General features: G+C 52.2%; 14 protein-coding genes. 4 read left to right on the forward strand and 10 right to left on the reverse strand.

The window, feature by feature from the left end:
* Positions 1-204: 204 nt before the first annotated feature.
* From DYH27_RS06335 to DYH27_RS06350, 4 genes are all read right to left on the reverse strand, one after another.
* Complete coding sequence (locus DYH27_RS06335) at positions 205-1,032, reverse strand: Fic family protein (RefSeq protein WP_036860567.1); 828 nt, start codon at positions 1,030-1,032, stop codon at positions 205-207.
* A gap of 393 nt (positions 1,033-1,425) precedes the next feature.
* Complete coding sequence (locus DYH27_RS06340) at positions 1,426-3,213, reverse strand: aminopeptidase P family protein (RefSeq protein WP_029216584.1); 1,788 nt, start codon at positions 3,211-3,213, stop codon at positions 1,426-1,428.
* 65 nt (positions 3,214-3,278) lie between these two features.
* On the reverse strand, positions 3,279-3,812 hold the full coding sequence (locus DYH27_RS06345) for a hypothetical protein (protein WP_004351835.1): 534 nt from the start codon (positions 3,810-3,812) through the stop codon (positions 3,279-3,281).
* 11 nt (positions 3,813-3,823) lie between these two features.
* Positions 3,824-4,030: a hypothetical protein gene (locus DYH27_RS06350; protein WP_025067937.1), complete on the reverse strand. Its 207-nt coding sequence runs from the start codon at positions 4,028-4,030 to the stop codon at positions 3,824-3,826.
* 325 nt (positions 4,031-4,355) lie between these two features.
* On the opposite strand from DYH27_RS06350, the gene DYH27_RS06355 reads away from it, so the two are divergent.
* Positions 4,356-5,348: a malate dehydrogenase gene (locus DYH27_RS06355; RefSeq protein ID WP_004351851.1), complete on the forward strand. Its 993-nt coding sequence runs from the start codon at positions 4,356-4,358 to the stop codon at positions 5,346-5,348.
* Between the two features lie 285 nt (positions 5,349-5,633).
* On the opposite strand, the gene DYH27_RS06360 is transcribed toward DYH27_RS06355, so the two are convergent.
* The gene (locus tag DYH27_RS06360) at positions 5,634-6,458 is read right to left on the reverse strand and encodes a class I SAM-dependent methyltransferase (RefSeq protein WP_004351861.1); all 825 of its coding nucleotides are present in this window, start codon (positions 6,456-6,458) and stop codon (positions 5,634-5,636) included.
* Positions 6,459-6,871: 413 nt separating this feature from the next.
* On the opposite strand from DYH27_RS06360, the gene DYH27_RS06365 reads away from it, so the two are divergent.
* Positions 6,872-7,330: a GNAT family N-acetyltransferase gene (locus DYH27_RS06365; protein WP_004351843.1), complete on the forward strand. Its 459-nt coding sequence runs from the start codon at positions 6,872-6,874 to the stop codon at positions 7,328-7,330.
* A 596-nt stretch (positions 7,331-7,926) separates the two neighbouring features.
* On the opposite strand, the gene trpS is transcribed toward DYH27_RS06365, so the two are convergent.
* Genes trpS through gltX form a run of 4 tightly spaced genes read right to left on the reverse strand, consistent with a single transcriptional unit; the run spans position 7,927 to position 12,336 of the window.
* On the reverse strand, positions 7,927-9,015 hold the full coding sequence (gene trpS / locus DYH27_RS06370; protein WP_025067938.1) for a tryptophan--tRNA ligase: 1,089 nt from the start codon (positions 9,013-9,015) through the stop codon (positions 7,927-7,929).
* A 47-nt stretch (positions 9,016-9,062) separates the two neighbouring features.
* A complete protein-coding gene (locus DYH27_RS06375) occupies positions 9,063-9,554 on the reverse strand; it encodes a hypothetical protein (RefSeq protein WP_004351833.1) in 492 nt (163 codons plus the stop codon).
* A complete protein-coding gene (locus tag DYH27_RS06380) occupies positions 9,551-10,786 on the reverse strand; it encodes a 3-deoxy-D-manno-octulosonic acid transferase (RefSeq protein WP_025067939.1) in 1,236 nt (411 codons plus the stop codon). The genes DYH27_RS06375 and DYH27_RS06380 overlap by 4 nt, the downstream gene beginning before the upstream one ends.
* Before the next feature lie 32 nt (positions 10,787-10,818).
* A complete protein-coding gene (gltX, locus tag DYH27_RS06385; protein WP_004351864.1) occupies positions 10,819-12,336 on the reverse strand; it encodes a glutamate--tRNA ligase in 1,518 nt (505 codons plus the stop codon).
* A gap of 153 nt (positions 12,337-12,489) precedes the next feature.
* Here gltX and DYH27_RS06390 point away from each other — a divergent pair, with 153 nt between their 5' ends.
* Together DYH27_RS06390 and DYH27_RS06395 are read left to right on the forward strand one after the other, a co-directional pair.
* The gene (locus DYH27_RS06390) at positions 12,490-14,541 is read left to right on the forward strand and encodes an HD family phosphohydrolase (RefSeq protein WP_004351867.1); all 2,052 of its coding nucleotides are present in this window, start codon (positions 12,490-12,492) and stop codon (positions 14,539-14,541) included.
* Positions 14,542-14,799: 258 nt separating this feature from the next.
* Positions 14,800-16,485 (forward strand): membrane protein, encoded by a 1,686-nt coding sequence (locus tag DYH27_RS06395; RefSeq protein WP_025067940.1) that lies wholly within the window; start codon positions 14,800-14,802, stop codon positions 16,483-16,485.
* A gap of 479 nt (positions 16,486-16,964) precedes the next feature.
* Here the strand turns inward: DYH27_RS06395 and priA are convergent, their stop codons facing one another.
* The gene (gene priA / locus DYH27_RS06400) at positions 16,965-19,271 is read right to left on the reverse strand and encodes a replication restart helicase PriA (protein WP_029216585.1); all 2,307 of its coding nucleotides are present in this window, start codon (positions 19,269-19,271) and stop codon (positions 16,965-16,967) included.
* Positions 19,272-19,363: the final 92 nt, after the last annotated feature.

A 19,363-nucleotide genomic window follows, 5' to 3' on the forward strand; every position in this document is an offset into this window, starting at 1 on the left:
TCCTAAATATCCACAATCATCCCAATCAGCAGATGCTATGCTTGAAACTCGTCCTGTTAGTACATATACACAAGGAAGAAGGTACTCAGACAGCCTATAGGAAGGGTAACAGAAAATCTTCCAGACAAAGGTTTCCTTTGTTTTATATTACATGAGAAAGGGCCACTTGGACAGTGAAGTCCAGATGGCCCTTCATTTAATTGTTTATCTGGGGAAATGCCGGCGGTGTTTCTGTTCCTCCTCATCTTCCATGGACAACTTGTAGTTCTCGATTTCCTGTTGGAGGTTCTTGGCGTGCTCCTTGAACATGAAGTCCTGGAACGGTACACTCGAATCTTCCTCCCTTGACTTCACCAAGGCATTGATATATCCGGCCTTGTCCTCTTTCAGAACTTTATTGGGAACCAACCCAAACTCATTCTGAAGATGATTCATGATCAACCTCGACATTCTTCCGTTGCCGTCTACCCATGGATGAATCGTCACGAGTTTCAGATGTGCGTCAAAACTCAGACAATACTGCCCATATACATCAGGATTCTTTAAGAGATGCTCTCGTCTCTCATTCATCTCCCCGCAGAACTCTTTCAGCTTCTGTGGCACCTTCAGATAATTCATATAGGATTTTCCATCCTGTCCGGCTGTTACGTTTACCAGGCGTAAATCTCCTTTTGAAGAATCGAAGGTACCGGCAAGCGTGTTATATGTAGTACCGGTTCTCCGCATTACTATTGACGAAAGTTGCTTTAGCATATCAACAGAGAAGGGTGTATGTTCCTTTGCCAGTTCCATGCTTTGCTCATAAGCGTCTTTCAAGTCAAGGTTCATGTTTTGTTCTATGATGTTTTTCCCTTTGGCTGTAATGCCTTCGTCAAAGAGCAGCTGGTTCTCCACCTCGCTCATTGTTGAACCTTCTATGGCCGTTGAATGCGTTATGATGGAATACAGACAAAACTTTCCATAATCTATCTGTTCCTGGAAGCCCAGTTTCCTATGTTCTTCCAGTATCTCGAGAAATTCTTGCTTATTCATAATCATCTTGCATTTATGACGGCAAATATACTAACTTATACGGAGTAATACAATTTTTTCTGCAAGAAAAAACCCGTCCTGCCGGATAACGCAGCATTGACGTTTATGATTTAAAACGAATATCCGCAAGTACGTGTCAAGGATACATAAGCCCGCAATTTTTATACCAAGGATTGATTGTCCAGGCAGAATAAACTTTGCTGACTGGGATGATTTCGGGATATTCAAATTTACTTTTCCAACATTCCCAACCGGCCGGGAACTGGATTCCCAAGCCTTGGGAACAGAAGTCCCGACCGGTTGGGAACAGCATTCCCGACCGACTGGGAACAGCAACTCCGACCGGCCGGGAAAAACTACAGAACCGGCAGAACAAGGAGAAAGGAGACGGCCTCAGAGCGGGCGAGCAGCCGCCTTCAGCCATGCCGCTTCAGCAGCAGAGAGGTGAGGGGAAAGCGTTTCACGGACACGGCGGTGGTAGCTGTTCAGCCACTGCCGCTCCTCCGCAGTCAGCATATCCGGCAGGACCGGCGTCGTGTCGATCGGTGCAAGGGTGAGCGTCTCGAACCCGAGGAACTCGCCGAAAGGTGTTGTCGCAGCGGGAACGATGAGCAGGGTGTTCTCGATGCGCACGCCGAACTTCCCCTCGAGATAGAGCCCCGGCTCGTCGGTGACGGTCATCCCCGCCCGGAGCGGCGCCGGCCGCCACTCCATGCGAATCTGGTGAGGACCTTCATGCACATTCAGATAACTTCCAACCCCATGTCCCGTTCCGTGCAGGTAGTTATACCCCTCGCACCACATCGGTTCGCGGGCGATGGCATCGATCTGCGAGCCGCACGCCCCGGAGGGGAAACGGCACAGGGCAAGCTGGATGTGTCCCTTCAGCACCAGGGTGTAAATGCGCCGCTGCTCCTCTGTCAGCCGGCCCAGGGCAACGGTCCGTGTGATGTCTGTCGTACCGTCTTCGTACTGTGCCCCGCTGTCAATGAGCACCAGCCCGTGCGGCTCTATGGGGGCGTCCGTCGCCGGGGTCGCCTCGTAATGCACGATGGCACCGTGCGCCTCGTAACCCACGATGGTGTCGAAGGAGATGCCTTTGAAAAGCGGCTGTTCGGCACGCAGTGCCGTCAGCCTTCGGTCGAGCGACATCTCCGTCTGTCCGCCGGCCTCGACAGCAGGCTTCAGCCAGGCCAGGAATTTCACCATCGCAATGCCGTCGCGTAGCATGGCGGCACGGAAGCCGTCCTGCTCCACCCTGTTCTTGACGGCCTTCATCCCGGGGACAGGCGACTCGCCGAAGACGGCCTTGCCCCGCTGCAAGGCAGAGACCAGCGTGTGGTTCGTGGTGGAGTCGTCGACGAGCAGGTGTCGCCCGGGGTAATGTTCCAGTCCCCCGGCAACCGCTCCGTAGGGTTCTACCGCAATATTCCCGGCTGCAAGACAGTGCCTCACCTCCTCCGGGAGTTTCTCCTTATTTATATATAAGGTGACGTTCCCAGGCGTTATCAGCAGGTAGGAGACGAAGACGGGGTTGCAGTGTACGTCGCTGCCGCGCAGGTTCAGCACCCAGGCAATCTCGTCCAGGGCGGTCACCAGCAGGCCGTCGGCCTCCCGGACAGCGAGGCTCTTGCGGATCCGGCTTATCTTGCTTGCGGTCGTTTCGCCGGCATACTTCAAAGGATGGAGGCATACCTTATGGCCGGGTATGGCCGGGCGGGCGGTCCATAGCGTCGCCATCGGGTCGGCATCTGTCCGCACCCGGATGTTCCCTCTTGTCGCCAGTTCCTGCGTCAGGGCGGCTACCTCTGCAAAGGAATTGACGTTGCCGTCCAGTCCGACGACGGGCTTCTCATACGCCGCCAGCTCGTCGGCAAGCCATTCGCACACCGTAGGCGTGCCTTCCACACGGAGCTTCATCAGCCGGTATTCCGTGCCTGCCAGCTGTTCTGCGGCAGCGATGAAATAGCGCGAGTCCGTCCACAGGGCGGCGCGGTCGAGGGTGACGACAGCCGTCCCCGCCGATCCCGTGAAGCCGGAAATCCACTCGCGGCTCTTCCAGTGGTCGGCGACATACTCGCTGTTGTGCGGGTCGCTGCTCGGGAAGACGAAAGCGGAAAATCCGTTCGCCCGCATCCATTCCCGGAGGTCTTCAATTCGTTCGTTGATGGTCTGTTTCATATCATTGTCTGTTTAAGGTCGGTCACAGTCAGAGCTTAAGGCGGGGTGTAAAGCAGGGCGGGCGGTCAGTCGAAGTAGGGATATAATTCTTTGAATCCTTCGACAATGTCCTTGATGAGACCAGGGTTCGCCGACAGTTCCTTCTTGTTTATCAGCAGATAGGTACTTTTCTCTATGTTGACTAAATGTTCATACTCGCCCGGACCGAACAGCGTAAGTGTATATCTTCTGTAGACACGGAATCTGCTGGTATTTTCCTCCGGCTCATCCACTCTGTTCGCACCGATAAAGCCAAAGGAAGCCCGCGGGTCTTTCTTGGCAGTCTCGGCCATGATCGCCATGCAGGTGTAAATACATTCTCTCGGTTCATTGAGCCCGGTCATCAGATTATACCGCTTGCTGCTGTCCCGATGTGCCTTCAGGTGGAACTTGACAGCATAGAGGTGATGCTCATATACCTCTACCCACACCCAATAAGTCTGGTGGCTTTTCGGGGACTTGAAAGAATAGAGGTATTTATAAAGCAAAAAGCCCTGGGGTCCATCCCAAGGCTCTGTCACTTTCTTTACAAATCGATATGGATAATGCTTTATTTCCATTCTTCTGCCCTTTATTGGATGAGATAGGGATAAACATCTATTTTCTCTCGTTTCGCTTCTTCCTCCGGGACACGTATGAAGCCTTCTCCGCTGAAGAGAATCCGCTTGTCAGCATCCGAGAGGTAAGCTGCTATGCGCTGTTTATACTCTTTCGTTTTCTGGGCTTGATAGGCTCTGCGTCTGGCCCTTAACTCCTGTATCTTACTCATTGTTCCCATAAGCTCATTCTTTATCTGCTGCAAATATATGAATATTAGTTGATAATCCCAAATGTTTGGAGACTTTATTCCCAGGAGCATTGAGACCGCCAGGGCCGTGTTTCCACGCCGAGCTGACCCGGCAGGCGGCCGTCAGCCGGACAACGCGTCACCGCATCCGCTTTCCCCTTACAGGCCGGTTTGTCAGACGGAGTTGGCAAAGCCCTTTCTTTTTTATATTTAATAACACATTTATCACGGTATATTCTTCTCGCATGGTCTTTTTTTTTCGTAACTTTGCGGTATCGTATAAAAGAGAATCATACTCTTAAAAAATATATTTATTATGAAGTACTTAACAAACGAGAAACTCGTCATCGTCGGTGCCGGCGGCATGATCGGTTCAAACATGGTCCAGACCGCACTTACACTCGGTCTTACCCCTAACATCTGCCTGTACGACATCTATGAGCCGGGCGTTCATGGTGTGTTCGACGAGATGGAACAGTGCGCTTTCCCGGGTGCCAACCTCTCTTACACCGTTGACCCGGCCGAGGCTTTCACCGGTGCAAAATACATCATCTCTTCCGGTGGTGCTCCGCGCAAGGAGGGCATGACCCGTGAGGACCTGCTAAAGGGCAACTGCAAAATCGCAGCTGACTTCGGTGAGAACATCAAGAAGTACTGCCCGGACGTAAAGCACGTTGTCGTTATCTTCAACCCGGCTGATGTCACCGCATTGACGGCTCTGATCCACTCCGGTCTGAAGCCCAACCAGCTGACATCACTCGCCGCACTCGACTCTACCCGTCTGCAGCAGGCGCTGGCTCACGAGTTCGGCGTACAGCAGGACAAGGTTACCGGCGCGCACACCTACGGCGGCCACGGTGAGCAGATGGCAGTATTCGCTTCTCAAGTGAAGGTCGACGGCAAGCCGCTGTCAGAGATGGGGCTTTCTGCCGAGCGTTGGGAAGAAATCAAGCATCACACCGTGCAGGGCGGTTCAAACATCATCAAGCTGCGCGGCCGCAGTTCCTTCCAGAGCCCGGCTTACAATGCTGTCAAGATGATCGAGGCTGCCATGGGCGGTGAGAAGTTCACCTTGCCGGCCGGCTGCTACGTCAACGATGAGAAGCTCGGCTTCAAGAACGTGATGATGGCCATGCCTACGACCATCGACGCTACCGGTGTCCACTACACCGAGCCTACAGGTACGGCAGAAGAGATGGCGTCTCTCCAGGCTTCTTACGAGCACCTCTGCAAGATGCGTGAGGAAATCATCAGCCTCGACATCGTTCCGGCTGTTGCGGCGTGGAAGAAGGACAATGCCAATCTGTAAGACAAGCTGACAAGTCAACGTCAAGCTGACGAGCTGACAGCAGGTATTATCAAAGAAAGGCAACCGACATTTGCAGTCGGTTGCCTTTCTTATTTCACTGGCATACGTGTAAAGGGTTCAAGGGTTTTCTCCCAAAAGCTTAGGAGCTTTTCACAGAAAGGTTAAGAGCTTTTTCAAGAAAGCTTAGGAACTTTCCGAAAACAGTCTGCACTCCATTTCCGAATTACCCTCGCCCCGTTCTGCCTGCTTTCTGCCACTGACAGAAGCCTGGAACAAGGACTGGGACTATTCTATCTCAATCCTGACAATGCGCTGGTTGAGACGGCGATAGAAATAAGGAATGTACAGGGGCAGATGGAAGAAGAACGGGAACCGCCCTTCGTCGTAATCGCTCATAAAGTACTCCTTCCTCACGTGCAGCCGGCTGTTCCATGTCTCCATGTCCTTTGTATTGAGCAGCGACCACTTGAACTCGGCACCCTTTCCCATCTTCCGCAGCATATCATGCTTCTTCTCGCGTCCGACAAACATAAAGGAAAGCATATCAAACAGCACGGTGGCTGACGGCAGCTTGTCGCAGATGTTGCGGAACAGTGCCTGCACCTTTTCCTCCGGGAAATACATCAGCACACCTTCGAGGATAATCAGAACGGGCCTGCCATACGAGCTTACCTTGTCCAGCCAGTCGGTCTCGAACATGGATTCAGACAGACAGGTGTTGCGGTCCGTCTCTGTGAGGAAGCGGCGGCGCAGGTCGACGGCCTCCGGGAGGTCGAGGTCGAACCAGTGTGTCACCTCCGGCCGTCCCAGCCGCTCGTACCGTGCATCCAGCCCCGCCCCCAGCTGTATCACGACAGCATCGGGATGGCGGGCAAGAAACTGCCGGGCCTCATTGTCAATCAGCTTGGCACGAATGCAGCAGCCCAGTTGCGAGAACTTTACATTATTGAACTTCGAGAAGTCATAGTCAATCTGTCCGATAATCTCCTTTGCCTTCTCGTCACGCAGCAAAGGATCGGGACGGTCGGTCTCCACAGCCTTCGCCCACAGCGTGGTAAGCATCGTCTCGGGAATCTCCGTCAGAGTGGATTTAATCTTTTCCATCAGCATTCAATATTAATAATGTAATGATGCCCTGTCCGCTTCATAAGTACAGACCTCTTATACTGGTATTACACAGCAGTACAGGGCTTCATCTTTTACTTTACAGTTATTCAGTCAGAAGTGGCCTCGTGTATGTGATTCGTTATAATGAAGACAATCATTGACAAACGGATAATGCCTGTCAAAGTCGTTGGTGCAAAGATAGGGAATAACCTGAAGCCGGACAATACCTAAAAATCGGTAAATAGACATTTGCGACAGCGTTTCCTTTGCATTGAGACAGGAAAAACCAACGTCTTGTCGCTACACAGATTGACAGACAGAAACATCTGCATAGCCCCGAAGAAAGCAATGCGCTGCCTGTGCCATGTTCCAAATAATTTATATATCTTTGCAGCATAAGCAAAGTTTTTGGCAAGATGACAGATATTAGAATTGAAAAGGGAATCAAAAAAGACAATGCCTTGCTTTTATGTGAATGGTCTAATGAACAGGGGGAAGCGTTTCAGGAGCAATGGACAGGCTCCAAGATTTCTTACCCGCTGGATTATGGCAAAATAAAAGACCTGGAGTATGTGTTTTCGATATTCAACCAAGGGGAATTTATCGGAATGATACAGGAAGTACGAATTGACAAGGACAACATACACATTGGCCGGTTTATCATAAATCCTCGGAAAACAGGGTCGGGTCTGGGGACAGAGGCATTGAAGAGATTCGTAGACCTCATCTTTGAGAATGACAGTATTAAAAGCATTACCCTTACGGTTTTCGCCTTCAACCAAAACGCAAAGAGAATTTACGAGAAACTTGGATTTGAAATCAATGAGGTAATTGAGACACCGAGACTGAAATACAAGATGAAGAAACACAGATGAATCCGAGTTTACCTGACTCCATGCAACAAAGTAGTTTGAGAGGCAGTACCTGTCCGGTAGACATTTCCCATGCTGGTCAGTCGTCAGCATCCCACTATACATCATGACGACAGGATTGAAGCGGCCTTTCCCTGCAAATGTGCTGATGCCCGTCACGTGTGGAGTTGTCGGTAAACACCAGTCGTGTTGACGGCCCGAACCTTGCCGATATATTGCCAGGATGGGAGCAACCTGTGAATAGAAAAGAGTTGTGTCGGGGAGAATTTATCTGATCAAGAGGCTTGTTTTTCCAAGAACAATGCAGAATTGTCTGTTTAAAGGAGATTACACATGGGGGATCATGCTGTTTTAGCTTTATCGGACAGCATTATTAAAAAACAATTCATCAATTTACAAGATAAAAATCAGCACTTGATGCAGGTCTGTCCCTGACAATATTCAGTCGGTAGGGAAAAGTCGGATCAGAAACAAAAGAAAGCCTATTTCTCTACTCACAAACGAGTTTTGAAATGGGCTTTCTTATCGGGGAGCCTCAAACTGTAAGACTCTCAAAAAGGCATTTGTTTTTCTGCACACTCTCATGGAGAGGCGAAACTTTATTGCACCTTGTACTTCTCCGCCTGGCTCCGGATCAGTTCTGCATCCTCGAAGTAATTGATCTGTATGGCGGAGCGCACCTCGTCCATCGTCTGTGCGGCAGTCTCACGGGCAGCAAGCGAGCCTTTCTTGAGGATGTTGTAGATTTCCGGAATGTCCTGCTCGTACTCGTGACGGCGTGTGCGGATAGGATCAAGCATCTTGTTCAGGACGCTGTTGAGCAGCTTCTTACACTTCATGTCACCGATACCACCGGCTGTGTAAGCCGCCTTCAGCTCGTCAAGGTTCTTGAACTCCGGCCAGAACTCCGCAAAGTCTTCGTCCGTCGAGAAAGCATCAAGGTAAGTGAACACGGCATTGCCCTCGACATGACCAGGGTCGGAGACATTCAGATGGGCAGGGTCGGTGTACATTGTCTTCACCTTTTTCCACACCGTATCGGCATCATCCGAGAGATAGATACAGTTGCCGAGGCTCTTGCTCATCTTTTCCTTGCCGTCCGTACCGGGCAGACGGCGCGCCGTAGCGTTCTCCGGAAGCATGATGTTCGGTTCTACCAGCACAGGCGCATAGATCTGGTTGAAGCGGCGTACGATTTCACGTGTCACCTCCAGCATCGGTTCCTGATCCTCACCGGCAGGCACGGTCGTCGCCTTAAAAGCCGCTATGTCGGCCGCCTGTGAGACCGGGTAGGCAAAGAATCCCATCGGGATATTGGCTTCAAAGTTACGCATCTTGATTTCCGTCTTCACCGTCGGGTTGCGCTGTACACGGCTGACGCTGACAAGGTTCATGAAGTAAGTGGTCAGTTCGGCCAGTTCGGGTATCTGACTCTGTATGTAGAGCACACACTTCTCCGGAGTCAGACCGGCAGAGAGGTAATCCAAGGCCACCTCTATAATGTTCTGGCGAATCTTCTCCGGATTATCGGCATTGTCAGTCAACGCCTGGACATCGGCCATGAAGACAAACATCTTATCGTAGTCGCCGAGGTTCTGCAGCTCCACACGGCGGCGGAGTGAACCCACATAATGACCGAGGTGCAGCTTGCCTGTAGGGCGGTCACCGGTCAAAATAATCTTTCCCATGTATCTTCTTTTGTTTTTGTTCGTTATTCCTGTCTGCTGCCAGCCTCCTATTCGTCATGTGCCGTCACGGCAGCAGTGTCAGCCTGTTCCTCCTGCGGTTCCTCCTCCGTATTCTCCTCCTGCTTCGGTTTCTCTTTTGCAGGGGCTTCGACAACGGTATCAACCACCTGTGCAGGCGGTTCGTCAACCGGCGTTTCGTATGGAATCGTGTCGGTGGGGATGCTGTCCGTCGGTGTGGACTTCGGTCCGGAAGACCGGAATCCGATATACGCTCCGACACCAATCGTCAACAGAAGCAGACCGATGACAATTCCCCATGCAACGGCATGACTGTTTTTCTTTTCCTTTCCGTCGTCATTCCCAGAATCCTGCGCCGCATAGGCAGGCTGCTGTTCATACTGCTGCCCGGCACTCACCAAAGGCAGCGTGACTTCCATGACACCGTGGCAGTGCGGGCACTTGCATTCGATTGTCTGCCCCTCGCCTGCCTCAACAATGAACTGTGTGCCACAGTTATCACAGGTTATCTGATACTTCATAACTTTACGTTGCTTAGAATTTTCTTTGTTGCACCGGCCAGGCCCTTGACATAAGCACCGGCCATATTACCGCAAGCCATGCGATATTCTTCGTCATCGGCAAGGCGATCCATCTCCAGCGTAAACGTAGCAAGATCGCATACCTCCAAGCCTCCGCCGTCGTGCAAGAGTCCCTGCGCCTCGGCAAAGTGCTTGTTATTAGGACCGAACAGAACCGGCATACCCCATACGGCTGCTTCGAGCACGTTATGGATGCCAACGCCGAATCCACCGCCGACATAAGCGACATCGCCATAGTGATAGATGGAAGAGAGAAGTCCGAAGCAATCAATGACCAGCACATCGGCATCAGCAACGTTCTCTTCCGTCGCCTGTGTATAGCGCACCACCTTCTTATCCTTAATCAGTGCAAGGATGAATTTCAGGTGGTCCTCCCCGATGACATGTGGCGCGACAATGAGTTTCCAGTCCTTGTGTCCGTTGAAGTATCCGAGGAATATCTCCTCGTCAGGCTGCCAAGAAGAACCAGCCACAAAGACTTTCTTACGGTCGGCAGTATCAGTTCCAACGAATTTCTCCACCAATGGCAGCTGTCTGCTGGCTTCTCTGATCTGCAGAACCCTGTCGAAACGTGTGTCCCCCACCACCATGGCATCGTGAATACCTATCTTGTCCAGAAGCTGCTTACTCACTTCGTTCTGTACAAAGAAGCGTGTAAAACACTTCAGCACACGTCCGTAGCTCCGTCCGTACCATCTGAAAAAGACCTGGTCGGGACGGAAGATACTCGACACGCTGTAGGTGGGAATGCCCCTGTGTTGCAGGATATGGAGGTAGTTGTACCAGAACTCGTACTTGATGAAAAAAGCCATTACCGGCCGTACGGCACGTAGGAACTTCCTTGCATTCCCCACCGTATCAATCGGAAGATAAGTGATGATGTCAGCACCGGCATAGTGTTTTCTCACCTCGTAGCCTGAAGGCGAGAAGAACGTGAGCAGAATCCTGTACTGCGGACAGTCCCGCCGTATCTGCTCCATCAACGGACGGCCCTGCTCGAACTCACCCAGTGAAGCAGCATGGAACCAGATGTACCGTGCATCCGGATCCACTTTCTCCTGTAATGTCCTTACAGCCTCCCGTTCGCCCCGCCACATCCTGCGCAGTTTCTCATTGAAGCGACTGCCGACGGCAATACCGAACTGGATGGCATACATTATTATATCATACATATTCGGCTTGTTTTATTTAGCCTTCAAACTTTTCATCCAAGTACTTCAATTGCCTTGCGCATTCGTTTCAAGGTCTCCTCCTTCCCGAGGAAAGCGGAGATGTCGAACATACCCGGGCCCTTGCCGATGCCGACGAGCGTGAGCCGAAAGGCATTCATGATGTCACCGAGCTTGTAGCCCTTGTCCTCCACCCACTTCATGACGACAGCCTCCTGCCCTTCAACAGAGAAATCTTCTATTCCCTCGAGCACTGCCGCCAGTTCGGTCATCTGCTGTGCCGAATATTCCTTCCACCGCTTCTTGACGGTTTTCTCGTCGTAGCTTGTCGGGGCAATGAAGAAGAAAGAGCAGAGTTCCCACAGCTCCTTCACAAAGCTGACACGGTCCTTCATCATGTGAACGACCTGCTTCACCTGATCCATCGTGGCCTCGACACCATTGTTGGCAACTATGGGAGCGAAGAGTCCGGCTATTTCATCATCACTCTTGCGGAGGATATACTCATGGTTGAACCACATTCCTTTCTTATAGTCGAACTTGGCTCCGCTCTTTGAACATTTCGTGATGTCAAAAGCCTGTACAAGCTCATCGAGCGAGAAGAGTTCCTGTTCCGTACCGGGGTTCCAGCCCAGCAACGCCAGGAAGTTGACCACCGCCTCGGGGAAGTAGCCGCTCTCACGATAGCCGGAGCTGACCTCTCCGGTCTTAGGGTCGTGCCATTCCAACGGGAAGACCGGAAAGCCGAGACGGTCGCCGTCCCGCTTGCTGAGCTTGCCCTTGCCCTCCGGCTTCAGCAACAGAGGCAGATGGGCAAAACGCGGCATGCTGTCTTCCCAGCCGAAAGCACGATAAAGCAAGACGTGCAGCGGCGCACTGGGCAGCCACTCCTCACCACGGATGACATGGGATATTTCCATCAGGTGGTCGTCGACAATGTTGGCAAGATGATAGGTAGGCAGCTCGTCTGCACTCTTGTAAAGCACCTTGTCGTCCAGGATGTCACTTTTGATGCAGACATCGCCCCGAATCATGTCGTTGACATGGACTTCCTCTCCCGGCTCGACCTTGAAACGGACAACAAACTGCTGTCCGTCGTCAATCAGACCGTCCACTTCTTCCTTCGACATCGTCAGCGAGTTGCGCATCTGCATACGTGTGTGGGCGTCATACTGGAAGTTCTGTATCTCCTTTCGTTTAGCTTCCAGCTCTTCCGGTGTGTCGAAAGCAATGTAAGCCTTGCCTGCATCCAGCAGCTGACGGACGTATTCCTTGTAAATCTCACGACGCTCACTCTGACGGTAAGGGCCGTATTCCCCTCCGAAGCTGACACCTTCGTCGAACTTGATTCCCAGCCATTTGAACGAGTCAAGGATGTACTCCTCTGCTCCTGGGACGAAACGGTTGGAGTCTGTGTCTTCAATACGGAAAATCAGTTTGCCGCCATGCTGACGGGCGAAAAGATAGTTATACAAAGCAGTACGCACGCCGCCGATATGCAGGGCACCCGTAGGGCTTGGTGCAAAGCGCACTCTCACATTTCTTTCTGCCATTGTCTTGATGATAGTCTTAAATGTTATTTTTCCTGCAAAATTAATGTTTTTTTTTGACTATACGCCATATTTTTCGTATTTTCGCAAGTTGTTAAGCCATTAACACGGCAAGGCCGGACAGGTTGTCAGAACATTAACGAAACAAGGAACTAAATGATAAGATTCAGAAACATAAGCCATCACTATTGGCGCAACATGATTTCGAGGACCGCACTGGTCATCGTTGCCGTGGTACTGATCGTGCTCTTTCTTCCACGCACAAGGGGAAAACTCTTCCATTATGACGAGGGAAAACCATGGATGTACGGACAGCTGATCGCCAAGTTCGACTTCCCGATCTTCAAGACGGACGAGGCTCTGAAGGCCGAGCGCGACTCAATGATGAAGCATTTCCAGCCGTACTTCAACGTCGCTCCGGCTGCCGAACAGAAAAAGATCGGCGAGTTCAGGAGTGCTTACAGAAACGGCATCCCGGGACTGCCGCAGGAATATGTCGAAGTGATTGCACGCCGGCTGCACGAAGTCTATGAAGCCGGCATCATCGACCCGCAGCAGTATTCCACGCTGGTCAAGGACAGCGACAACCTGATACGGGTGGTGACGGGGAAACAGGCGGTCAGCGTGCCCATCAGCAAGACTTTCTCCACGCTCGGCGCCTACGAACATCTCTTCATGGATCCGTTACTCGGACCGAAACGATCGGTGCTGCAGCAATGCAACCTGAATGAATACATCGAACCCAATCTCGTCTACGACAAGGACCGCAGCGAGACGGAGATGAACGATATGCTCAGCCTCATTCCGCAAGCCTCGGGCATGGTGCTGGAAGGTCAGCGCATCATCGACCGTGGCGACATCGTCGATGCCAAGACCTACCGTGTACTGAACTCTTTCGAGCAGGCCATGGAGAAGCGCAATGCAACCGAAGCAGAGATAACCTCGACGCTCATCGGGCAGAGTCTCTACGTGCTTATCCTCATCGGGCTGTTCACCCTGTATCTGGCACTTTTCCGCAAGGACTACTTCGACAAGCCGCGTTCCATCTCCCTGCTCTATGTGATGATCGTCATCTTCCCGATCCTCACATCGCTCATGATGGAGCACAATATTCTGAGTGTCTACATCCTGCCGTTCTCCATGGCGGCAATCTTCTTCCGTGTGTTCATGGATTCACGGACGGCTTTCATCGGCCATGCGACAATGGTGCTTATCAGTGCCGTTGCCGTGAAATACCAGTACGAGTTCATCATCGTGCAGCTTGTAGCCGGCCTTGTGGCCATCTATTCCCTGCGTGAGCTGTCGAAACGAAGTCAGATCTTTCTCACGGCCATCCTCGTCACGATCGGATCAGCAGCCGTCTATTTCTCGCTCCAGCTCATCCAGGCCGACGACCTTTCGAAGCTCGACCAGACCATGTACTATCACTTTGCCGTCAACGGCTTCTTCCTCCTCTTCACCTATCCGCTGATGCTGGTGATCGAGAAGACCTTCGGATTCGTCTCGACGGTGACGATGTTCGAGCTGTCGAATACGAACAACGAGCTGCTGCGCCGTCTCAGCGAGGTCGCCCCAGGAACTTTCCAGCACTCCATCACGGTGGGAAACCTTGCCACGGAAATAGCCAACAGAATCGGTGCCAAGAGCCAGCTGGTGCGTACCGGCGCACTCTATCACGACATCGGCAAGATGCTCAACCCGGCTTTCTTCACCGAGAACCAGGCTGGCGTAAACCCGCATGACAAGCTGAACGACCTGGAGAGCGCACGCATCATCATCAGTCACGTGACCGAAGGGCTGAAACTTGCCGAACAATACAACCTGCCACGGGAAATCAAGGAGTTCATCACGACACATCACGGGACCGGACTTGCCAAGTACTTCTATATCCATTACAAGAACGAGCACCCTGACGAGGAAGTCAACGAGGACCAGTTCCGTTATCCGGGACCCAACCCCTTTACCCGCGAACAGGCTATCCTCATGATGAGCGACACTGTGGAGGCCGCCTCCCGCTCTCTGCAGGAATACACCGAAGAGAGCATCAGCGAACTGGTCAACAGACTGATTGACGGGCAAGTGGCCGACGGCAACTTCACCGACTGCCCCATCACCTTCCGCGACATTACAGCTGCAAAGAATGTACTCATCGAACGTCTCAAGGCCATGTACCACACCCGCATCCAATATCCGCAGCTGAAAGTGTAGCGGTTCCCCCGCAGTTTTATATCTATATTTGAACAGCGGTTCTATCTAGCCTGGCAATGTCAGGCCTGCTAGGCTTGGTCAGTATAGATAGTCTAACCAGGCTAGCTGATATAGCTAGGATAGCTGATTTATCTAAGTTCGGATAGCTTCGTCCCAGTCTGCCAATCAGCAAAAAACAAGTAAATATTTGGAAGTTTAGAACAATATTCATAACTTTGCAACCAAATTTTACAGTTTTATACAGTTATAGTTTATTCGATGAAGCATCAAAAGACCCTCATTGCCGTCGCATTGTTGGCAATGACAACCCCATTACAAGCCGGAGGGTTGCTTACAAACACCAACCAGAACATTGCCTTCAACCGTAACTTCGCACGCGTCGGTGCCATCGGCATAGACGGTGTTTACTTCAATCCTGCCGGTGTCGCTTTCCTTGAGCAAGGATTCCATCTCTCTCTCAATTTCCAGAATGTCTATCAGACACGTGAAATAACATCCTCATTCAGTGTCCCTGCATTTGCCGGCACCCCCTACGAATACCCTTTCCGGCTGAACGGAGGTGACCCTGCAGACGGCAGCAAGTTCTATAAGGGAAAAGCTTCTGTTCCTATCCTTCCGTCCTTCCAGGTAGCCTACAACAAGGACAGATGGAGCTTTCAGGCCGGATTCGGACTGACGGGCGGCGGCGGGAAGGCCACCTTCAACGACGGTCTGCCCAGCTTCGAACGGCAGGTTTCTCTGCTCCCCGCACTGATCAACCAGCAGCTACCTGTCTTCGCACAGCTCCTCGGACAGCAGGAGACACCTGCTACCTCCTACAGTATGCAGAGCTACATGAGCGGTCAGCAGTACGACTTCGGACTCCAGCTGGGTGTCGCCTACAAGGTCAACGAGCATCTGTCCGTATACGGCGGCGCACGTTTCAACTATATCTACAACAAGTACGAAGGGAACATCACCAACATCTCTGCCAACGTAGGCGGAAACAACCAGAACCTCTACGGCTACTTCGATGCCAAGGTGAAGGCTCTGAATGAGAAGGCAAGTGCCCTGCAGACACAGGCCGCAGCGGCACAGACACAGGCTGCAGCTTACCAGGCACAGGCGAATGCCGCAACCGACCCGACGGTAAAAGCCCAGCTTCAAGGAGCTGCCGACCAGTATGCCGCCGGAGCGAAGAAAGCCAGCGAAGGAGCCCAAAAGGTAAGGGCCGGTGCTGACAAACTGAACAGCAGCAAGGAGCTTGTAAAAGACCGTTATGTGGAAGTACGGCAGCGGGGCTGGGGCATCACCCCTATTCTCGGCATCGACTACCGGTCGGGCAAATGGAATATCGCCGCACGCTATGAGTTCACGACGAAGTTCAACATTGAGAATGACACCAAACGCGACGACACCGGACGTTACGAGAACGGAGTGAATACGCCCAACGACCTCCCCGGCATTCTTGCCTTCGGCGCACAGTACGAGGTGATGAAAAACCTCCGTGTCATGGCTGGCTACAACTATTACTTCGACAAGGATGCGCGCATGGACAACAACAAGCAGCGTTTTCTCAAGAGGAACACGCAGGAGTTCCTTGCCGGTGTCGAGTGGGACGTCACACCGGCTGTTACCGTCAGCGCAGGCGGACAACGCACGCTCTATGGTCTCGGCGACGGCAAGTATCTCACCGATCTCAGTTTCGTTACCAGCAGCTACAGCTTCGGTTTCGGAGCAAAGGTCAAGGTGGCCAGGAACATCCATCTCAACGTAGCTTATTTCTTTACGGACTATTCCAACTTCAAGAAGGAATACAACGATGCCATCACTGTGGGCAGCCAACAGGTGACACAGCCTGACGGGACCGTCCTGACACAGCCGAAGACGATAGCAACGAAGAACACCGACATCTTCACCCGCACCAACAAGGTACTGGGTGTGGGACTGGACATCGACTTCTAAGCGGCAGGCAAACCGTACACACCTGATTAAAACAGCAATACCACCTATTAAAATCTGGCGGAAGTACCCGGTATTTTCCAGGAGCTTCCGCCTTTTTCCATTTCTCTACAGGAGGATCCTTGCCTCAGAACCAAGGCCTGGGCCGCCGGTTCCCATACGGTCGGGACATCCGCTCCCAAGGCTTGGGAATCCTGTTCCCATACGGTTGGGAATCCCATTCCCACACAACCCGGGTGACAGTACCTGTGTAGTTTTATGTTCGGGGTCGTATAGTCTAATGTTTTTGGCTGACTACTTTCCGTCCTATATCTAAACTTGGTTGACAGGTTTAAGAACTTATTTTTAATATTGGGTGTTGACAGAATCTTGTTTCAATCATGCCTGAAGTTTCCACTTCTGTAGTTCTTTGATCAGTCTCCCTTACAGGGCAAAGACAAAGTGGCCTGCAGGCGTATGGGGAAAGATCTTATGTGGCACGACTATAACGGATCAACATCATAATACACCTGAAGAGCACCGTAACGTTTGTCTTTCAACATAGCCTCCATGGCACCACGGAGATACTGGCGGACACGTGCATGGTCGATTCCGTTCTCCAGCTTCAGCACGATCTTCCGGATGCTCAGCGTCTTCACACGCGCAACGGCGGGTTTGTCCGGCCCGAGCACACGGCCTGCGAAGATTTCACGCAGGCGGCTGCCGAGTTCCAGTCCGGCCGAATTCACCGTATTTTCCTCTCTGTGCTTCAGGTAGACATAGATGAGATGGTAGAACGGAGGATAACGGAAATCACGCCGTTCAGCCAGCAGGTCGGAATAGAAAGACCGGTAATCATTTTGCACCACCTGCCGGATAACAGGCAGGTCCGGACTTTTCGTCTGTAGGATGACCAGTCCCTGCCGCCCTTTCCTCCCGGCCCGCCCGCTCACCTGGCTCATCATCATGAACGCCTGTTCATAGGCGCGGAAGTCAGGATAGTTCAGCATCGTGTCGGCATTCAGAATGCCCACCACTGACACCTTGTCGAAATCCAGCCCCTTGGAAATCATCTGCGTGCCGATAAGCAGGTTGCTCCTGCCGGCAGAGAAATCATTGATCAGACGTTCGTAGGCATTGCGTGTCCGGGTGGTGTCAAGGTCCATGCGGGCTATGCGTGCCTCCGGGAAGATGCTACGGACCTCGTCCTCTATCTTTTCCGTACCGTAACCGCGTCCGCGGATGTCTCTGCTCTCGCAGCAGGGGCATACTTCCGGCACACGCATCGTGTAGCCACAATAGTGGCAGGTGAGGTAGTTCATGCTCTTATGGTAGGTCAGCGAGACATCGCAGTCGGGGCATTTCGGCACCCATCCGCACTGCCTGCACTCCACCATCGGGGCAAAGCCGCGCCGGTTCTGGAACAGGATAGCCTGCTCGCCACGTCCCAGCGCATCCCTTACAGCGGCAAGCAGACGCGGCGAGAAAGGACCTGTCATCATCTTCCTTCGGTAGAGGTCTTTGATGTCCACCACCTCGACTGCGGGAAGCTGCAGATCCTTGTAGCGGCGTGTCAGCTCAACAAGTCCGTACTTGCCCTGCCGGGCATTGTAATAAGTTTCCATCGAGGGGGTAGCCGTTCCCAGAAGTGTCTTTGCACCGGCATACATCTGTGCCAGGACAATGGCTGCCGACCGTGCATGATAGCGTGGTGCCGGATCCTGCTGTTTGAAACTCTGCTCGTGCTCTTCGTCGATGATGACAAGTCCGAGCCGCTGGAATGGGAGGAAGACGGCACTTCTCGCACCCAGTATCACGTCATAAGGGGTCTCTGAGAGCTGCTTCTTCCATATCTCCACCCGCTCGGCATCGCTGTACTTGCTGTGGTAAATACCCAGCCGGTTGCCGAACACCGCCTGCAACCGTCCGGTTATCTGTACGGTGAGGGCAATCTCCGGAAGCAGATAAAGTACCTGCTTGTGCTCGTTGATGGCTTTCTGAATCAGATGGATATAGATTTCGGTCTTTCCCGAGGAGGTCACGCCGTGCAGCAGTGTCACTGGATGTGTCATCATCTGTATGAGCGTCTGATTGTAGGCATCCGTCTGCGCTTCGTTCAAAGGTTTTATGCGTTCGGGATGAGGGACTGCGCCATGGTTCAACCTGCCCACTTCCTTCTCGTAAGTGACAAGAATCTTCCGTCTCTGCAATGCCTGGACAACAGCGGCAGAGGCATGAGTGACGTTCATCAGTTCCTCCCGCGTCACCTCTCGGAGCGGTGTGCCGGGCGTGATTCCGCCCATTTCATCGACACCAGCCAGCCGCAGGTACGCCTTCAAGACCTCTATCTGCTTCGCCGCCCGTTGCATGGATTCAATGATGAATGCAAGCGTACGGCCGTCCCGTAAGTTATCTGCCAGGCGAATGTAAAGCTCTGTCCTCGGGCGGAAGCCATCCTCTGCCTTCAGTCCGGACGGGAGTGCTGCCTTGTAGACCTCGCCGATGGGCGACATATAGTAATCGGCTATCCAGTGCCAGAGCTTCAGCTGCCGGGGGAGAAGAACCGGACTGTCATCCAACACTTCAATAATGTTTTTATAAACAATTTTCCTTCCGGATACAGCCTTCTCCTCCGATGAATCCGGGATTTCTACAGGATAAGCCGCAACAATCCCTACGTACGTTTTACACTTTCCCAAAGGTACGGACACACGAACACCCGGCCGGACATCCGAAGCCAGAGCATCAGGAACACCGTATGTGAAATAGCCCTCAAGAGGCAGGGGGAGGATAATGTTTGCGTAAGTCATTCGTTGGATATAAATCGTACAGTAGGGTCGCAAAGGTACGAATAAAATGGCACGTGTACAATGAAATCATTATCTTTAGGTATTGTACGGCC

Source organism: Prevotella denticola (assembly GCF_900454835.1).
GTDB lineage: Bacteria > Bacteroidota > Bacteroidia > Bacteroidales > Bacteroidaceae > Prevotella > Prevotella denticola.